The sequence below is a fragment of the Pseudomonas sp. FFUP_PS_473 genome, assembly GCF_002858665.1.
GTDB lineage: Bacteria > Pseudomonadota > Gammaproteobacteria > Pseudomonadales > Pseudomonadaceae > Aquipseudomonas > Aquipseudomonas defluvii.
In genome coordinates this window covers 102,479-119,544 of the sequence record NZ_PJQQ01000001.1, presented here as the reverse complement: position 1 = coordinate 119,544, position 17,066 = coordinate 102,479, and the positions used below count along the sequence as shown (strand labels likewise).

General features: G+C 59.0%; 24 protein-coding genes and 1 other RNA gene. All 25 read left to right on the top strand.

Translation table 11 applies throughout. The features are described 5' to 3' along the window. Position 1 precedes the first annotated feature (1 nt). The 25 genes from CYD26_RS00600 (at position 2) to CYD26_RS00480 (ending at position 16,817) form a co-directional block, all read left to right on the top strand. Positions 2-2,050, top strand: a complete 2,049-nt coding sequence (locus CYD26_RS00600) for a Mu transposase C-terminal domain-containing protein (protein ID WP_102051553.1) — start codon at positions 2-4, stop codon at positions 2,048-2,050. A gap of 58 nt (positions 2,051-2,108) precedes the next feature. Next, positions 2,109-2,831, top strand: coding sequence for an AAA family ATPase (locus CYD26_RS00595; RefSeq protein WP_102051552.1), 723 nt, complete (start codon positions 2,109-2,111; stop codon positions 2,829-2,831). Further along, complete coding sequence (locus CYD26_RS24940; RefSeq protein ID WP_145991775.1) at positions 2,831-3,607, top strand: hypothetical protein; 777 nt, start codon at positions 2,831-2,833, stop codon at positions 3,605-3,607. Before CYD26_RS00595 ends, CYD26_RS24940 begins: the two co-directional genes overlap by 1 nt. Before the next feature lie 8 nt (positions 3,608-3,615). Beyond that, a complete protein-coding gene (locus tag CYD26_RS00585; protein ID WP_256587920.1) occupies positions 3,616-3,981 on the top strand; it encodes a hypothetical protein in 366 nt (121 codons plus the stop codon). Further along, on the top strand, positions 3,965-4,471 hold the full coding sequence (locus CYD26_RS00580; RefSeq protein WP_102051549.1) for a hypothetical protein: 507 nt from the start codon (positions 3,965-3,967) through the stop codon (positions 4,469-4,471). Before CYD26_RS00585 ends, CYD26_RS00580 begins: the two co-directional genes overlap by 17 nt. Next, positions 4,471-4,965 (top strand): hypothetical protein, encoded by a 495-nt coding sequence (locus CYD26_RS00575; protein WP_102051548.1) that lies wholly within the window; start codon positions 4,471-4,473, stop codon positions 4,963-4,965. Before CYD26_RS00580 ends, CYD26_RS00575 begins: the two co-directional genes overlap by 1 nt. Then, positions 4,958-5,431 (top strand): hypothetical protein, encoded by a 474-nt coding sequence (locus CYD26_RS00570; RefSeq protein WP_102051547.1) that lies wholly within the window; start codon positions 4,958-4,960, stop codon positions 5,429-5,431. Before CYD26_RS00575 ends, CYD26_RS00570 begins: the two co-directional genes overlap by 8 nt. Further along, complete coding sequence (locus tag CYD26_RS00565; protein WP_102051546.1) at positions 5,431-6,075, top strand: DUF3164 family protein; 645 nt, start codon at positions 5,431-5,433, stop codon at positions 6,073-6,075. The genes CYD26_RS00570 and CYD26_RS00565 overlap by 1 nt, the downstream gene beginning before the upstream one ends. 43 nt (positions 6,076-6,118) lie before the next feature. After that, complete coding sequence (locus tag CYD26_RS00560; protein ID WP_102051545.1) at positions 6,119-6,352, top strand: hypothetical protein; 234 nt, start codon at positions 6,119-6,121, stop codon at positions 6,350-6,352. Next, positions 6,352-6,422: hammerhead ribozyme type II (locus CYD26_RS00555), an RNA gene on the top strand. Before CYD26_RS00560 ends, CYD26_RS00555 begins: the two co-directional genes overlap by 1 nt. Before the next feature lie 256 nt (positions 6,423-6,678). Then, entirely contained in the window at positions 6,679-7,359 is a 681-nt protein-coding gene (locus CYD26_RS00545; protein WP_102051543.1) for a DUF2786 domain-containing protein, read from the top strand. Continuing rightward, positions 7,356-7,763 (top strand): gp16 family protein, encoded by a 408-nt coding sequence (locus CYD26_RS00540; protein WP_102051542.1) that lies wholly within the window; start codon positions 7,356-7,358, stop codon positions 7,761-7,763. Before CYD26_RS00545 ends, CYD26_RS00540 begins: the two co-directional genes overlap by 4 nt. After that, a complete protein-coding gene (locus tag CYD26_RS00535; RefSeq protein WP_102051541.1) occupies positions 7,756-8,208 on the top strand; it encodes a Mor transcription activator family protein in 453 nt (150 codons plus the stop codon). The genes CYD26_RS00540 and CYD26_RS00535 overlap by 8 nt, the downstream gene beginning before the upstream one ends. A 114-nt stretch (positions 8,209-8,322) precedes the next feature. Next, positions 8,323-8,613: a hypothetical protein gene (locus tag CYD26_RS24935; RefSeq protein WP_145991774.1), complete on the top strand. Its 291-nt coding sequence runs from the start codon at positions 8,323-8,325 to the stop codon at positions 8,611-8,613. Continuing rightward, positions 8,610-8,912, top strand: coding sequence for a putative holin (locus CYD26_RS00530; protein WP_102051540.1), 303 nt, complete (start codon positions 8,610-8,612; stop codon positions 8,910-8,912). The genes CYD26_RS24935 and CYD26_RS00530 overlap by 4 nt, the downstream gene beginning before the upstream one ends. Before the next feature lie 53 nt (positions 8,913-8,965). After that, positions 8,966-9,556 carry a transglycosylase SLT domain-containing protein gene (locus CYD26_RS00525; RefSeq protein WP_102051647.1) on the top strand — a complete coding sequence of 197 codons (591 nt, stop codon included), beginning with the start codon at positions 8,966-8,968 and terminating at the stop codon, positions 9,554-9,556. Beyond that, entirely contained in the window at positions 9,553-10,191 is a 639-nt protein-coding gene (locus tag CYD26_RS00520) for a DNA-packaging protein (RefSeq protein WP_102051539.1), read from the top strand. The genes CYD26_RS00525 and CYD26_RS00520 overlap by 4 nt, the downstream gene beginning before the upstream one ends. After that, positions 10,178-10,393, top strand: a complete 216-nt coding sequence (locus CYD26_RS00515) for a TraR/DksA C4-type zinc finger protein (RefSeq protein ID WP_102051538.1) — start codon at positions 10,178-10,180, stop codon at positions 10,391-10,393. The genes CYD26_RS00520 and CYD26_RS00515 overlap by 14 nt, the downstream gene beginning before the upstream one ends. Next, complete coding sequence (locus CYD26_RS00510; RefSeq protein WP_102051537.1) at positions 10,390-10,722, top strand: hypothetical protein; 333 nt, start codon at positions 10,390-10,392, stop codon at positions 10,720-10,722. Before CYD26_RS00515 ends, CYD26_RS00510 begins: the two co-directional genes overlap by 4 nt. Next, complete coding sequence (locus CYD26_RS00505) at positions 10,719-11,027, top strand: hypothetical protein (RefSeq protein ID WP_102051536.1); 309 nt, start codon at positions 10,719-10,721, stop codon at positions 11,025-11,027. Before CYD26_RS00510 ends, CYD26_RS00505 begins: the two co-directional genes overlap by 4 nt. A gap of 3 nt (positions 11,028-11,030) precedes the next feature. Further along, on the top strand, positions 11,031-11,549 hold the full coding sequence (locus tag CYD26_RS00500; RefSeq protein WP_102051535.1) for a DUF3486 family protein: 519 nt from the start codon (positions 11,031-11,033) through the stop codon (positions 11,547-11,549). Then, on the top strand, positions 11,546-13,129 hold the full coding sequence (locus CYD26_RS00495) for a hypothetical protein (protein WP_256587919.1): 1,584 nt from the start codon (positions 11,546-11,548) through the stop codon (positions 13,127-13,129). The genes CYD26_RS00500 and CYD26_RS00495 overlap by 4 nt, the downstream gene beginning before the upstream one ends. Beyond that, positions 13,129-14,679 carry a DUF935 domain-containing protein gene (locus CYD26_RS00490; protein ID WP_102051534.1) on the top strand — a complete coding sequence of 517 codons (1,551 nt, stop codon included), beginning with the start codon at positions 13,129-13,131 and terminating at the stop codon, positions 14,677-14,679. Before CYD26_RS00495 ends, CYD26_RS00490 begins: the two co-directional genes overlap by 1 nt. Before the next feature lie 203 nt (positions 14,680-14,882). Further along, positions 14,883-16,166 (top strand): PBECR2 nuclease fold domain-containing protein, encoded by a 1,284-nt coding sequence (locus CYD26_RS00485; protein WP_102051533.1) that lies wholly within the window; start codon positions 14,883-14,885, stop codon positions 16,164-16,166. Between the two features lie 102 nt (positions 16,167-16,268). After that, the gene (locus tag CYD26_RS00480; protein WP_102051532.1) at positions 16,269-16,817 is read left to right on the top strand and encodes a phage virion morphogenesis protein; all 549 of its coding nucleotides are present in this window, start codon (positions 16,269-16,271) and stop codon (positions 16,815-16,817) included. Positions 16,818-17,066: the final 249 nt, after the last annotated feature.

Sequence of the window (17,066 nt, the reverse complement as noted above, 5' to 3'; positions counted from 1 at the left end):
AATGACCAATCAACTTGGCTGGTTTACCGCCCGCGAACTCGCGGGCTTGCCAGGTATGCCTGGTACTGAGCGGGCAATTCAGATTCGCGGCAAGGCGGAATGGAAGGGGCGCAAGCGGGCCGGCTCCAAGGCCATTGAGTATTGCCTTATTGATCTGCCTGCTGAAACGCAAGCCGAGATTCTGGCGCGCTCAGTTGCTGAGTCGAATGGCAGCCTGCCGGTAGAAGTGAGCGCTGAGAAGCTTGAGCAGCGTGAAGCGGATGGTCCGTCACGCCTGAACGAGAAACAGCGCTCCGTAATGCTGGCTCGTCTGGCCTTCTGCCGAGAAATCGAACGATTGGCAGCAGTCGTTTCACAGAAAACGGCCATCAGTACGCTGCTGAAACATGCCGAAGACGGTCAGCTCTCACCCTACTTGCAAGATCGAATCGAGATTGCGAACGATCGCAAGACAGAGGATCGCGGACTTTCCGAAAGGACTCTTAAGCGCTGGCTGTCGAGTTGGCGTGCAGCTGACCGGGACGAGATCGCTCTCGCCCCGCTTCGTCAGAGGGCAAGCCTTGACGTGCCTGGCTGGGCTGGGGCGTTCTTGCGCTGCTATCAGCGTCCAACCAAGCCTAGTATCGCGGCCAGTTACGCCGAGTTTTCAGCCGTTTGGGAAGGTGAGCTACCGAGTATTCACGCAGTTAAGCGATTCCTTAAAAAGCTGTCGCCGGACGCGCTGAACGTAGGGCGAATGAGCACGCAGGAACTCAAAGCCCTCAAACCGTTTCGTCGCCGTTCTACGAAAAATCTTTTCCCTGGAGACGTTTATACGGCTGACGGTCACAAATTTGACGCCGAGGTCATTAACCCGCTCACCGGCAAGCCATACCGCCCCGAGATCACAACGGTGCTCGATGTTGCAACGCGTCGCGTGGTTGGTGTCTCGGTCGGCGAGGCCGAGTCGGCGATTGGCGTGCTGGATGCACTTCGTGATGCCGTTCGGGAGTGCATGTTCTCGATCTTCTACGTGGACAACGGGTCAGGTTTTGCAAACGACACGGTACGTGAAGTAGTCGACCGTCTCGGCGGAACAATGACGCACTCCTTGCCATACAACAGCCAGGCACGAGGGTTATCCGAACGAGGACACCAGACGATATGGGTCCGTGCCGCAAAGAAGCTCACGTCCTATATCGGCGCGGACATGGATAAGCACGCCAGTACAAAGGTGCACCGAGTTGGGCGCAAACAATTACGCCTGACGGGCAAGTCCCAACTCATCCCCGAGTTCGGCGTCTTCATGGCAGGCATGGAGCAAGAAGTCGCGGCTTACAACAGCACCCCTCACCGGGGGCTGACAAAGATTCGCGATCATGAAAGCGGACTGCTGCGACATATGACGCCTGATGAAGCCTGGCAAGCAGCAATCTCCGAGGGGTGGGAGCCGATGCGCGCGCCGAGCGTGCTGGTGGAATCGCTTATGCGACCGCAGGTCACCAGGACAACGCGGCGAGGTGAAATTGCATGGGCTGGCAACACCTACTTCATGGCAGATCTAACGGTCTTACATGGACAAGAAATACGCATTGCCTATGACGTTAGAGATTCTACTCAGGTCTGGGCATACACCGAATCAGGCGAACTGATCGGTGCAGCACAGCTTGACGGAAACAGCACAGACTACATGCCAATGACCATGGTCGAGCAGGCGCGAGAAAAGCGTGAAAAAGGCCAGTTCAAGCGTGCTGTAGACAAATTGGAAGTGCTCACAGGGCACCGCGTTGAAATGATTGCACCTACTTCCGCGCCGTCAGCGGCATTGCAGCAAGACGAGCGATCAGCGGCTTTGGAATATGCCAAGAAAGTGGTTGCTCAGCAGCCAAGCTTTGAGATTCCAGGCAACGACGTAGCGCGTTACCGACTTTGGAAAAAACTGGATACACGCCAGGCATCTGGCGAAGAACTCAATGAAGTAGAAGCGCGTTGGTGGAAGAGCTATTCCACCCACCCGGACCTGATTTATCAGCGCGAGCTGATGGAAGGTATTGAAAAACACGCGGGTTGAGAGCCCGCGTTTATTGGAGTCCAGCGTGTTGGCGCACGCTAGAGAAAGGAGAAGCAAAGTGAGTGTAACTAAAATCGTAGCCCTTACCAATGTTGGACTGCTCGCAGGAGCGGTAAAGCGTGCGCAAGATCGCCCAGCGGGCCTGCCTGGGCTGGTAGTGATGTACGGCCCGAGTGGCCTGGGCAAATCAGTCGCGGCGTCCTTTGCTGCAAATCAGCACCGTGCTTATTACGTGGAATGCCGAGACACCTGGTCGAAAAAAGCATTCTTGATGGCGGTCCTGAAAGACATGGCGATCGCACCCGGCCGCACCATGGGCGACATGATGGATCAGATCGCAGAACAATTGTCACGATCCATGCGACCGCTGATTGTGGACGATGTGCAGTACATGCTTGACAAAGCAATCGCTAACATCCTCACAGATCTCTACAACGCAAGCCAAGGAACTATCGTTTTGATCGGTGAAGAGCGAGTGCCGACTTCGCTGTCAAAACTTGAACGCCTGCACAATCGAGTCATGGAGTGGGTGCCGGCACAACCCGCATCACTTGATGACCTTATTGAGCTGTCCCAGTCGAACTACCCAAATCTTGAAATTGCCGAGGATCTTCTTGAAGACCTATGCCGGGCAACTCGCGGGTGCCTGCGTCGTGCCGCAGTTAACCTGCACAAGGTGCAAAGCGAGGCATCTGCAAATATGTGGAACCGAGTTGATTTGGCTACATGGGGTAAGCGTGGCTGGTTCACTGGCGAAGCTCCTACTCGGAGGTCCATCTAATGACCGGTCGTAAAGCGCATCTCGTCGTAACGGGCACGAAGGAGCCTCGTCAGCGCATTTGGGAGTCCATTCGTATACTCGGCCCTGGATTCTCGATCAATGATATCGCTAGACGCAGTGGCCAGATGCCCAGAAAAATCAACGAGTATTTCAGTGCATTGGTTAAGGCGGGAATCATTGAAGTTATTGAGTCGCCAGATGGGAAAGCGAGCCGTGTTTATTCGTTGGTAAAGGACGAAGGTGCTGATTATCCCAGGCTCAATAGAAAGGGAGAGCGCACGTATCTCCATCTGATCACTGAAAACATCTGGCGTAGCATTCGAATTTTGAAAGGAAGTTTCACTGCTGAAACTGTGGTGCATACGGCATCTGCCGGTGGCGTTCCAATGACCACTATCAGAGTCCGTCAATACCTCAATGCTTTGACAGAGGCTGGCTATCTCGCGAAGACCGAGTGCGAGAGGAACACTCCAGAGACATATCAACTCATTCCGGGCAAACACACGGGCCCTCGCCCACCAGAGATTCGTAAACTCGACTCGCTTCAGGTTTATGACCCTAACCTGGGCAAGCTGGTCTACGCAAAAACTACCGGTTCGTTTGGTGCTGATCGAAGCCTGGTTGAACCAGGGGTCGCTCTGCTGCGCACTCGGGATTTGCTTAGCGAATGGCTGGAGTTGGCTCAAGTCGGCAATGCAGTCAAACCATCGGCTGATCTGATGCAACGCACGCAGCTGGAACTTGCTTCCACTGGAGACTCTGGAGGCCTGCATTGAAAAGGGCCGTGAATCTATCGAACTGGGGAGATGAGCCGCCGCTGTTCGTACGGCTCTTGGCCAAAGAAGTGATGGCCACAAGCCGTGCTCAAGCTGCGATTCGCATCAACATGAGCCGCACGGCGGTAAGCCTGGTGCTCGTTAACAAGTATCCAAGTCCTACCACAGCAGGCGTAGAGCGCCGGGTGATGGATGTTCTTGGCCGTATCGAGTGCGTTGCGACCGGCGAAATGCTGACAGTTGAGAAGTGCCAGGGGTTCTATCAGCGCCCAGCTCCCACTCATAACCCGCACGCCATGCAGCACTGGCGTGCGTGTCAGCAATGCCCATTCAACCCGAACTGCTCCGGAGGTCAAAATGTCTCTGTGCATTAAAGATAGCCAAGTAGAAATACGCGCCCCGGCCAAAGGGATGCATCGTCTGTATCGCGAAGGAAAGTGCGTAGGTTTCGCCGCGACCTTTGCTCGGGCTTTGCAAAAGGCCGAGCAACTGAGGGCTTTTTTTAAGCGTCACGAAAGCTCAGGTAAAAAATTGGCATTCGAACAGATTAACAAACCGGAGGTTTGTTCCGTAGTGGATGAATCCACAGTTGCGGAGCCGACACTTCGGGAAACGGCCTGGGTGATCGAGGCGTATTGCTGGAATGGCCTCAAAGATGCTCCGGTTACGGTCGCTGCGCAGTTTGGTGAAGAAAGCGCAAAGGCCTTGTTGAAAGAGCTTCAAAACTATCACGCGAAACAGCCCGAGCGCACGACAGTGGATGCTCTCATGAAGTGGCGGGCTGAACATCCAATCGGAGGCAAGGCGGTATATGCAAGCTACTTCCGTGCTCGCGAAATTCCGATTCTGTCGGGGGTGCACTGATGCGCACTCGTTGCCCGAACTGCGGGACCACTCTTTCGCTGGACGCGCTGATCGCACACGACGGCGCCCGCGAGGCGCTGGGTATCGCCTTCAAAATGTCCGGCCCGCTCGGTCACGCCCTGGTGCGCTACCTCGGGTTGTTCAGACCTGAGGCCCGCGAACTGACAATGGACCGTGTAGCGAAGCTGCTCAGTGAGCTGCTGCCTGATGTTCAGGCCCAGCGTATCGAACGCGGCGGACAGGTCCACGAAGCACCTCCCGAGTGCTGGTTATGGGCCATAGAGCAGACGCTGACAGCCCGCGAAAACGGTCGACTTGCAACACCGCTCAAGGGGCATGGCTGGCTGTACCAGGTAATGTCGCAGTACCAGCCAGGTGCGAGTGGTAATGCGCTGACTTTGGCACCAGAAGGACGCAATGTGCCGCCACAGGCACGCAAGGAAAGCCAGACCGTGGCAGCGATGAAGGCCCTGGAGGACAGGCTCCGTGGTTGAGAAATGGCTTGAGCGCGAAGTCGCCAGCGGGCTTATGGCCTTGGTCGCGTTGCGCCTTGATGGCGCACCTGCGGCTGACGCCATCACCAAGACCCTGGATGTCTGGCTAGTCGCGCTCAGCAAAGGTAGCAAACGAGAAGAACACGTCGACGCGCCTCGCATCCGCAAGGCGTTTGAAACGCTGTTCGCCACGTGTGAGCGCTGGCCGGCACCGGCTCAGCTATTGCGCGAAATGCCAGCGCCCGAGCTGCCGTTGCAAATTTCGAAACAGAAACGAACCGATGCGCAGATCCAGACAGGAAACGCGGCGCTCGACCAGCTAACGGCGAAGTTGAAGCGTCGGGCGAATCCTGACGCGGCCCTTAAATCTGACGAGCAAATTGAAGACTCAAAAAAGCAGACCCTTGCAGCGCTGGAAGAACTGGCGAGCTGGGGCACTCAACAAACAAACATGGAAAAAAATTGATGAACAACATCCCAGCAGGTTTTCGCCAAGATGCCAAAGGCCACTTGGTGCCTGAAGAGTTGATCAAACCGATTGACATGGCCCGCGACGAGCTGGTCAACGAGTTGGTCGACCGCGCCAAATCTGTGTCGGCAGCGCTGGCGCAGTTCAAGACAGCCGCCTTCGGGGACATAAAGGCATTCGTCGAAATGTCGGCTGAGCAGTACAAGGCCACCATCGGTGGCAAGAAAGGGAACATCACCCTGCTGTCATTCGATGGCCGTTACAAGATCGTCCACGCCGTCCAGGACTCGATCAAGTTCGACGAGCGCCTGCAAGCAGCCCGCGCCCTGATCGATGAATGTGCAGTTGAGTGGACTCAGGACGCACGCAGCGAAGTGCGGGTGTTGGTGAACGAGGCGTTTCGCACCGATAAGGCGGGCGAAATCAGTACCGGTCGTGTCCTCGGCCTGCGCCGTCTGGACATCGAGGACGAGCGGTGGCAACGCGCAATGCAGGCCATCAGTGATGCCGTCCAAGTCGTGGGTTCGAAAAGCTACATCCGGGTCTACGAGCGCAGCGGGACATCGGATCAGTACGCGCCGATCCCGTTGGACATCGCAAGTATCTTCGTCGCCGACAGGGCGCCGTCGACACTGCACTGATCCTCTCTACCACCCTATTACCCGAATCGAAAGAGTAGTCCGAATGGCTAAGTTCCAAATCACCGTAGACGACACCGAAGGCACCGTTTCAATCAGCATCGACAATCATAGCGATCTGCACAGTAGCCCAGCGGGCCGCGTTGTGGACGCCATGGTGAATGGCGCCAAGTTGCTGGGACGCATTGCACTGCCCATCAACTCGCCGATGCCCGGCTGTGACTGCGAGGTCTGCAAAGCAACCCGCGAGCTGTACCAGACCAAACCGACCATCCACTAAAGCGAAACCGCCTCGGGCAACCGGGGCGGTCTGCCGGGCGTGGTTGCCTGGTACTGATGAGCAGCCGAGTAATAAATGGAGAGAGTCATGAGCGAGCAACGAGATCCGTTACGGCGGTCGGTAAACGACGAAGACCAAATGAACTTACCCGATGGCAAGACTTGCGGCGACTGCGTGCACTGCCGCCGCTGCACGTTGATGTTCGGCCACATCCCAACTGATGAGTCTTGCGACTGGAGTCCTTCGCGCTTTCGCGAAGCAGTGCCAACTACCGTTTCTGCCTAACTGAAGATCAGTCGAGAACAACATGCAACAAAGGACGGCATATGGACCGTAACAAGGCCCTGGACAAGATTAAGAAATGCCTACGTCTGGCGGCGAGTGCTAACCCGCACGAGGCGGCGGCAGCGATGCGCCAGGCTCAGGCACTTATGAAAGAGCATGGTATCGGCCAGGCCGATGTCGACATGTCGGATGTCGAGGAAAGCGCCGCCGTTGCCGGCTCCAAGCAGACGCCCGCGAAGTGGGAGGCTCAGTTGGCAAACACGGTGTCGAAGGCATACGCATGCAAGGTGCTATTTGCAGCGGGTATCGGCCGTTGGAACTTCGTCGGTGAGATTGCCGAGGTGGCGAGCTACACCATGACCGTGTTGCTGCGCCAGGTGCGCCAGGCGCGAAGGGATTTCACTTTGACCAAGCTGAAGCGGTGCAAGCATTCAACGAAGGTCAAGCGCGGTGACATCTTCTGCGAGGCGTGGGTTTCTGCCGTGTATGACCAGGTGATGACGTTCGCCAACGCCAAGCTGTCGCCAGCAGTCGAGCTGTACCTCGCCCACCACTACCCGGATCTGGTGAAGCAAGTTCCCCGCGACCGCAATGCGACGGCCCGCACGGGAGTTAGAGCGATTACTGATGCGATGCATGGTGTGCTTGCAGCATCGGACGTACGCCTTAATCACGGTATGACCAGCGCGTCGTCGCAACCATTGGCGCTGGGGGCGTTATGAAAGACAGACGCAACCAGCAGTTGAGCAAGATCCACATTGCCAAGAAGGATCTCGGCATGGACGACGACAGCTATCGGGCCATGCTGGTGCGGATCGCCGGAAAGACGTCTGCCAAGGATCTGAGTCCCCTGCAAACGGCCAACGTGCTGCGCGAACTTGAGCGCCTGGGCTGGCAGCCAAAGCGCGGGCGAGCTAAGCCAAAGCCGGCTGCGGATCGAGCGAAGCTGGTGAGCAAGATCGAAGCTCAGTTGGCGGATGCTGGTCGGCCCTGGGCATACGGCGATGGGATCGCCAAGCGGTTATACAAGGTGGAGAAAGTGGAATGGCTTAATCCCGAGCAGTTGCGCGGCGTCGTCGCTGCTCTTGCATATGATGCGAAACGACACGGGAGGCAACATGAATAATGGAGAGCTGTTTGATAGCGGCGAGATTGATAAGTTAGAACCAGGCAAAGTGCTTGCGCACATGAATGACCCGATTGTGCTCAAGCGCTGGGAGGGGACACTTATTGAAATGTCCACACTCGCCGAAATCAAGTTGCGCGAGATGCTGCCAAATCACCTGGACCAAGTTCCCCAGCTTGCCCGTGCCGTTGTGTTCGCGATCTGCGAAACCATGGGGGGCTCAGTTGTCTACATCCCGCGCGGCGATACACTGCGCAAGGCGTTGCGTGATGCGGAGATATTCCGCGAGTGGCGGGAAAACAACACGCGGCCTGACGAACTTGCTCGCAAGTTCGACCTTGCTAGCCAGACTGTTTATGACATCATTGCGCGCCAACGCGAGTTGCACCGACGAGCAGAACCCGACCTGTTCGGGTACGAAGACTTACCCCCGCGACTGCACTAAACACCCCCTAACAGCCCCGCCTTGAGCGGGGTATTTCTTGCGTATTAAAGAAATACCCCCCCGCCCAGTAGCGCGCGAATCTAGCCAGGTCCAAAACTTCTGGCGAATTCGTACATGTTTGAATACGAGCCTAAATCAGTGGAATACGCTCAGCGCGTCATCGACGAGCGCTGCTCCGTGGCACGTAAAAAACTGATCGATGAATGCCCGAAGGAATGGCGTGTACATGTCATTTCGCGGCTCGCCGCGCACCAGCGCCAAGTCGCACGCGATTGCTCCTCTAAATCAACTCCCTCCCGGAAAGAGCGGGCCACGGCCAATGTGCGGGGCAATCCCGTAGTTGCTGCCCGCTCTCTTGCCCACATACGTGCCACTCTGAATACAATCAAGGAAGTTCGCCAATGAACAACTTTCGCACTCGCCTGCGCAATCATCGGCCCAAGATGCCGCGTCTGACGTTCTGGACGCTGATCACTGTCGTCTTGTTGGTCGGGCTCTACCTGATCGCCCCGACTAAGATCGCCGTTGTGCTGTACAAGGCTGCCCTGGTTACGGGCGGTGCCGTGCTCGGCTATTGGATCGACCGGGCGCTGTTCCCCTATGCCCGCCCCGATCAGATCCGGGCTGCACATCAACCATGGGCAGGGTTGCGCCGGGCAATCATTGTCCTGGCCTGCGTTCTCGGACTGACGCTGGGGCTCTGAGTATGAAGAACAACTCTTATCTCACCCCACTGATACTGCTTTTCGCCATCCCGATGGTCGCGATTTTGGCCGGCTCACAACGGGCGCAGGCTGCGGTCCCGGCTGTCGCCGAGCAATACCGCCGCGAGCTGACGCGCATCGTTCAGGCCGAATGGGGCCTGGATGGTCCGGTGGCGACGTTCGCCGCGCAGGTCCACCAGGAGTCGCGCTGGAAGTTCAATGCCAAGTCTCCTGTGGGAGCGCAAGGTTTGGGTCAGGTGATGCCCTCGACAGCGACCTGGCTCGCTCAGTCGTTCCCAAAAACGCTGGGGAAGATTGAGCCATACAACCCCACCTGGTCGCTCATGGCCTTGGTCAGCTACGACCGCTGGTTGGCTGACCGCATCAAGGCACGCAACATTTGCGAACAGACCGCAATGGTTCTGTCCTCCTACAACGGCGGGCTCGGTTGGCTGATCCGTGACCGCAAGCTGGCTTCGGCAAAGGGCGCCGATCCGCTGGCCTGGTTCGGATCTATCGAGCGGTTCAACGCTGGTCGCTCGGCTGCAGCATTCAATGAAAACAGGGGGTATCCCCGCCTGATTCTGAAGCGATGGGAGGCCGATTACATCGCCGCTGGCTGGGGGTTGGGGGTCTGCTCATGAGCGCCCTGAAGCCCGTCGCCGCCTGGCTGGTGGCTGTTGGTGTAGCCATCGCCGTTCTCGTCATCAATCACAGCGCCGGCTACGACTCGGGTTTCGCCGCCGCGAAAGCGAAGGGTGATGAGGCGTTGGCTACGCAGGGCCGGGCCCATGAGGCAGAGCTGCGATACCTCGCAGAATCTGCCGCCATCGGGCTGAAGAAGGCAGCAGACGATTTGCTCGCTGAACAAGCGCGCGGCAATCAACTGGCCGCTGACCTAGGCGCCAAGAAGGATGAGCTGCGCGCTGTCACTGACAAACTATCCGGAGAGGTCCAACGTGTCACAACCCTTTATCGCCGCGCCCTGGACGCGCAACTTGAGCCGCTTCCCCCTGCTGCTTTCACTGCTGGTTTTGTCCGCGTGTGGAACAGCGCCCTCTTTGGCACTACCGCCACAGTCGCAGTGCCTTCCTCCGGCGCAGCCACCGGCCGAGCTGATGAGTCCGGTGCTGGAGCCGGAGCCGCTGACGACCTAATCGTCGGCATCACCCGCGCCGACCTGCTGAGCAATCACGTTCGCAATGCCGAGCGTTTCGCTTCATGCCGTGCCCAGCTCAACAAACTGATCGAATGGAATACGAAAAATGGAAGTAAATGACATGGCCTCCGAAGTGGAAGAGGTCTTCCGTGAGCAGGCGCTCGCTGCACAGTTGGCCGCCCAGGGAAACCATGGCGGGATGTCGGCAACCCATTGCGAACACTGCGGTGAAGCGATTCCTGAAGCACGCCGACTGGCACTGCCTGGTGTGGTGCTCTGCGTGCCGTGCAAGGAACACGTCGAACGAATGGGTGGCCGATGACCACAATCGAACTGCCGCTCTGGCAGTTGATCACCGCAGGTGTAGGCCTGCTGGGCGCCCTCCTAGGCCTGCTCAAACTGGTTGTGGCAGCTATTGAGCGTCGCTTGGACCAGCGCTTCGAAGTGATGGACAGCCGTTTCGAAGAGCTTGCCAAGGACTCGGACCGACTGCGTCAGGTCGAAATCGGCCTGGAGCGTCTGCGCGGAGAAATGCCGCTCCACTACGTGCGCCGAGAAGATTTCGTGCGCAATCAGACAGTGATTGAGGCCAAGCTTGATGCTCTGGCTCTCAAGCTTGAAAACGTACAGCTCAAAGGAGCGCGTCAATGATCGACCCAGCCAAAGCCCGGCGCGAATCCCTGCGCTGGTACATCCTGCTGACCCTCAACACCAGCCGCCCCGTCGACCCACACGAAGCCGTCGTGCTTTCGACGATCCAGGGCATTTATCAGGACGCGACCGCGATGGAGCTGCGCCGCGAACTGGACTACCTGGCTGACCGTTCACTGGTGACGCTCGTCAAGCAACCTAGCGGTGTCTGGATCTGCGGCCTGACGCATTACGGGGTGGACATCGCGGAATACACCATTCCGTGCAACCCCGGCATCGCGCGCCCCGAAAAATATTGGTCCTGACCTATGCCGCCACGTAGCAAAGTCGCGGCCCTGCCGCCCGAGGTCAAAGCCTGGCTGGATCAGTACCTGGTCGAATCCAACTTCAGCGGATACGAGGTGCTTTCCGCAGAGCTGGAGTCGCGCGGCTACTCCATCGGCAAGAGCGCACTGCACCGCTACGGCAGCGAGTTCGAGGACAAGCTGGCCGCGTTGAAGATGTCCAGCGAACAGGCCAAGGCTGTCGTCCAGGCCGCGCCCGATGATGAAGGCGCGGTCAACGAGGCGCTGATGCGGCTAGTCCAGGAGCATCTGTTCAAACTGCTGATGGCTACAGGCGACGACAAGAAAATGGATCTGCCGAAGGTTGCCAAGGCCGTGGCCGAGCTGGGTCGGGCGTCTGTCGTGCAGGCGAAATGGAAAGCTGAAGTTCGGGCCAAGGCGGAAGCCGCAGCCAACCAAATCGAGAAGATCGCCAAGAAAGGTGGCCTCAACGCCGAGACCGTGGCCGAGATCCGGCGTGAGATTCTGGGGGTTGCCTCATGACCGCGCTGCAACGTAATGCCGCGCCACACCAGCGTTCTCCGCTCGCGGACATCATCAGCGTTGGCGAGGTCGTCGATGTTCCCTCCGTGCTGCTCGACTATCAGAAAGAGTGGATTGGCATCCGCGCACCGCTGAAGGTTGCGGAAAAGTCCCGGCGTATCGGCCTGACCTGGGCGGAAGCGGCTGATAACGTGCTGGTTGCTGCGTCGGAGAAAAAGGCCGGCGGTCAGACGGTGTATTACCTGGGCTACAACCAGGACATGACGGTCGAATACATCCAGGCCTGTGCGATGTGGGCGCGCGCATTCAACTACGCGGCCGGGGAAATTGAGGAAGGGATCTGGCCGGACGAAGACCCGGACAAGCACATAAAGACCTTCACCATCGTGTTCCCCAGTGGGCACCGGATCGTTGCGCTGACCAGCCGCCCGAGCAACCTTCGTGGTCGCCAGGGCGTGGTGGTCATCGACGAAGCCGCTTTCCACCAGGATCTGGCCGAGCTGCTGAAAGCCGCACTCGCGCTGCTGATTTGGGGCGGTGAGGTGCATGTCATCAGCACGCACGATGGCACGGAGAACCCCTTTAACGAGCTGATTGAAGAGATCCGTGCAGGCAAGCGCAAGGGCACACTGTTCCGCTGCACCTTCCGTGAGGCTGTGGAGGACGGGCTTTATGACCGCGTGTGCATGCGTAAGGGTATTCCCTTTGTCGAGTCCGAGCGTGACGCCTGGGTCCAGGACGTGTACGACTTCTACGGCGATGCTGCCAACGAAGAGTTGGATTGCATCCCGAGCCAGGGCGGTGGCGCCTATTTCTCCCTGGCGCTGATCGAAGGCCGCACCAGCCGGGACGTGCCGGTCGTTCGGTACAAATGCCCGCAAGGCTACGAAACGACTGCTGAGCATGTCCGCCTGGCCGAGACGCAGGAGTGGTGCGACAGCGAGTTACGGCCTTTGCTGGCCGACATCCCGTCGGGCCTTCAGTCGTTCTATGGGATGGACTTTGCCCGCTCGGGCGACCTCTCGGTTATCTGGCCCCTGCTGAAGGAGCAGGATCTGCGCAAGCGTGCGCCGTTCGTGCTTGAGCTGCGCAACGTGCCGTTCAAGCAACAGGAGTTCATCCTGTTCTACATCGTTCGGCGCCTGCCGAACTTCCTCAAGGGCGCGCACGACGCCAGGGGCAACGGCCAGCAGATCGCCGAAGCCGCTGCCGTCGAGTTTGGCTACAACCGCATTGAGCAAGTCATGCTCACCGAGGGGTGGTATCGGGACAACATGCCCCCCCTCAAGGCTGCGTTGGAAGACGACACACTGTATGACATCCCAGCGGACAAGGACGTGACCGGCGATGTCCGGGCTTTCCGGGTCGTGAAAGGCGTGGCCCGCATCCCTGAAAAGCGAACCTCTGAAAAGAGTGGCGACAAGCGCCACGGTGACGCCGGGGTCGCCCTTGCTCTGGCGGACTTTGCCAGTCGCCAAGACGTTGAAATCTTTGAATATCACCGCGTCCAGCCAACGGCCCAGCACGACCGCCAGGTCAAGCTTGGTGCAGGCTGGCGTTCTGGAAAAGGCATCTGGTAATGGCTCGTTCTCCCATAGTTGACCGGTACGGCAACCCTATTGAATACGACCAGCTCACCGAGGATGTGGCCGCACCGCGCATGGCCGGCGTGCGCCAGGTTTGGCACCCGTCGGTGGCGGGTGGCCTGACACCCGGCCGGCTGGCTGCCTTGCTCCAGGCTGCCGCCGAAGGCGACGCCCGCGACTACCTGACTCTTGCCGAGGAAATGGAAGAGAAGGATCTGCACTACGCCTCGGTGCTGGGTACTCGCAAACTCGCCCTGGCCGGCCTGAACATCCGTGTGGAAGCGGTCAGTGATGATGCCGAGGACGTTCGTCGTGCCGATGTTCTGCGCGAGGTGGTGGATTCGCCCGAGTTTGCAGAGATGCAAATGGACCTCACGGATGCCCTGGGCAAAGGCTATTCGGTCGCAGAGATCATCTGGGACCGCAGCGGCAAGGAGTGGGTGCCGTTGCGCTTCGAGTGGCGCGACCCGCGCTTCTTCATGTTTGACCGCGAAACCGGGCAGGAGCTGCGCTTACTCGATGAGGCAGACGTAGTGAATGGCCTGGCATTGGCACCCTACAAGTTCATTGTCCATCGGCCGCGATTGCGCACCGGGCTGCCGATTCGCGGTGGCCTAGCGCGCCTCGCGGCGGTCGGCTACATGTGCAAAGCCTGGACGTGGAAAGACTGGATGGGCTTCGCTGACATCTACGGCATACCGATGCGCGTGGGTCGCTATGGTCCGAACGCTAGCAAGGAAGACATCGGCATATTGATGTCGGCAGTGGCGAACCTCGGGAGCGATGCCGCAGCGGTCATCCCCGACTCGATGCGTATCGACTTCACTCAGGCTGCCAATGTGGCCGGCGCTGGCGAGTTCTTCAAAGGGTTAGCCGAGTGGTGGGACAAGCAAATGTCCAAAGCCATCGTCGGGCAAACCATGAGCGCCGACGACGGTGCCAGCATGGCCCAGGCCAAGGTGCACAACGAAGTGCGGCTGGACCTGTTGGAGGCGGATGCCAAGGCCGAGTCCAACACGCTGAATCGCATGTTCGTGCGGCCTTTCTGCGACCTGAATTTTGCACCAGGTCGAGGCTGCCCCCGCCTGATCATTGACGTCCCGAAGCCTGAAAACCTTGAACTGCTGATCAAGGCGGTGACGGCGTTCGTGCCCTTAGGAATGCGTGTAGAGCAGTCAGTGATCCGCGACAGGTTCGGGCTACCTGAGCCGGCAGAAGGTGCCGAGATCCTCGGCAAGCCTGCAGAGCCGGCCCCAAGCGTGAAGACTGCGGCCAACCGAGAACAGGCAGCAGCCCCGATAGTGGTGGCAGACATCGTGGATAACCAGGTCCAGACGCTAGCCGCGTCCAGCGCTGCGCCTGTGGACGACATGGTTGATGCCATTAAGGAACTGCTGGAGTCAGTGTCCAGCCTTGAAGAGTTCCGAGATCGGTTGCTTGACGCATATCCGGACATGAGTGTCGATCAGCTGGCCAATGCCATGGCTGATGGGATGGTAGCGGCAAGCATGGCCGGCCGGTACGACGTGCTGAGAGGCTTGTGACCAGGGGATGGGATAGTGCCGCTAGCGAAGTGTAACTAACGGCGCAGCGGCTCTTTACCGTAACGGGAGCCAGGCTCCACTAGGCCTACAGTCAAGACTGGGTCAAAACTAGATCGGTCGAAAGGTATTTTGGGGCCGCCACATGTTCACCCACCCCCTTGTCACTCAGCAATTCTAACGCAACATACCTTACGGATTAAACAATGGCTGTGTCCTACGGCTCACTTCCTTTTCAGGAACAGATCGACTACTTCAAGGGCAAGACCAACCTGCCTAGCCGCGCCTGGACGGATATCTACGCGGCCGAACATGACTGGGCCTTCGTCGTCGCCGGTACGACCAAGCGGGAGTTGCTGGCCGACATGCGCGGCGCAGTCGAAAAGGCCATTGCTACCGGCCGCACGCTGGAGCAGTTCAGGACCGACTTCGACAGGATCGTCAGCCAGCACGGTTGGGAGTACAACGGCAGCCGTGGTTGGCGAACCAGGACCATCTTCGAAACCAACCTGCGGCAGTCCTACAACGCTGGCCGGGAAGCGCAGATGGCCGATCCCGAGCTGCGCAAGGCTCGGCCCTACGGCCTGTATCGCCATGGTGACAGCGCTCACCCACGGCCGCAGCACCTGGCCTGGGACGGAACGGTACTGCCGCTGGACGATCCCTGGTGGTCGACGCATACCCCGCAGAACGGGTGGGGCTGCAAGTGCAAGAAGTTCATGGTCAGTGACCGGGATGTCGAACGGCAGGGCCTGAAGGTTGGCCCTGCGCCGGCAGTCGAGTACGAAGACCGGACCATCGGAGTGAACAGCCCCAACGGACCGCGTACCGTGCGGGTGCCGGTGGGGATCGATCCCGGCTTTGAATACGCACCTGGTCAGTCCCGGCTCACATCGGCAGTGCCGCCCCTGCGCGCTCACGATCCGCTGCCGGAGTCGGGCGCACGTATCAACTCCGTCCAGGGCGCTGGGCTGCCGAACCGCCGCCCGCCTGGTCCACTGCCCGCACCACGCCCAGCTGATGCCGGCCGGCTGCTTCCCTCTGGCCTGACAGATGAAGAGTACATCGGCCGTTTCCTGGGTGAGTTCGGAGCCACTGAGACAAGCCCGGTCGTCTTCCGCGACAAGGTGGGTGATGGTGTGGTGATCGGCCGAGATTTGTTCACCAGTGCCAAAACCGGCGCTTTAAAGGTGGGCAAACGTGGGCATGCCCGCGAGCTGCTGTTGCTGGCCGATGCACTGAAGGAGCCAGACGAGGTGTGGGTAAGGCTGGAATGGCAGTACGCCCAGAGCAAGGCTGTTGTGCGCCGCCGCTATATCAGTCGGTTCCAGGTCGACGGGGAGTCCGTGCCGGCGTTGGCCGTGTTCGAAGTGGGGTCGGATGGCTGGGATGGCATCACCACCTTCGCCCCGGACGCCGAGAATCCGGAGTACCTGGAGCAACTGCGCCTCGGTGTGCGCCTGTACCGCCGCCCGGAAAGCGGGCAATAAAAAACCCGCGCCGCCGCACGGGTTCACGCCCTGATCGTAGGCTTGGAGGTCCCGGCGGGGACGGCTCGACCAATAGGCAGGCTTTAATAATAGGAGGCACGCATGGCCGGCGCAATGCTGGATGTGGTGATCGACACGTCAGTGGTCGGTCGAGAGCTGGAACTGTTGATCGAGCGGCTGGGGTCGCTACGGACTCCCCTCAATGATGTGGCTGAGTACCTTTATCAGACGGTCGACAACCGGGCGCGCCGCCAGATCGGGCCCGATGGCTCGCCTTGGGCACCGCTGTCACCGCGTACTCTCGCCAGGAAGAAAGGCAACAAGACCCTCAGGGAGTCCGGTGCGCTGCTCGATACATTGCGCCACCAGGTCAGCAATGAGGAACTTGAGTTCGGCACCGACCGACCGTACGGCGCCATCCACCAGTTCGGCGGCAAGATCGAGCACGCCGCTCGATCACAGCAGGTCTACTTCAAAGAAAAAGGTGGGGTCGTCGGCAACCGCTTCGTGAAGAAGAGGCAGTCGAACTTCTCCCAGTGGGTGTCGCACGGTGCCCGTTCGGTCCAGATGCCAGCTCGTCCTTACCTGGGATTGTCCGGTGAAGACGAAACAGAGGTGCTGGTGATCGTGGCGGCCTACCTGAAGGGGTAAAACCGGCCGCTTTCTCTGCGCCGTTTTAAGCGCGTTGAAGGTGGGTAGCCGGTACATCCGGACGAAAGTCGAGCCAGAATAGCGTTAGACATACGTTAGATTTTGTTCCAGCCCCATAAGCGCCGTTCGGTTGCCCGCAGATTTCTAAGCTTGGGCGGAAAAGACGGAAAATTCACCCGGCCCGCTCTCGATTCCGGGTAGCATTCCCACCTCCCGGCTTGCCCCCTGCCATCGACCGATTCCTTGCGT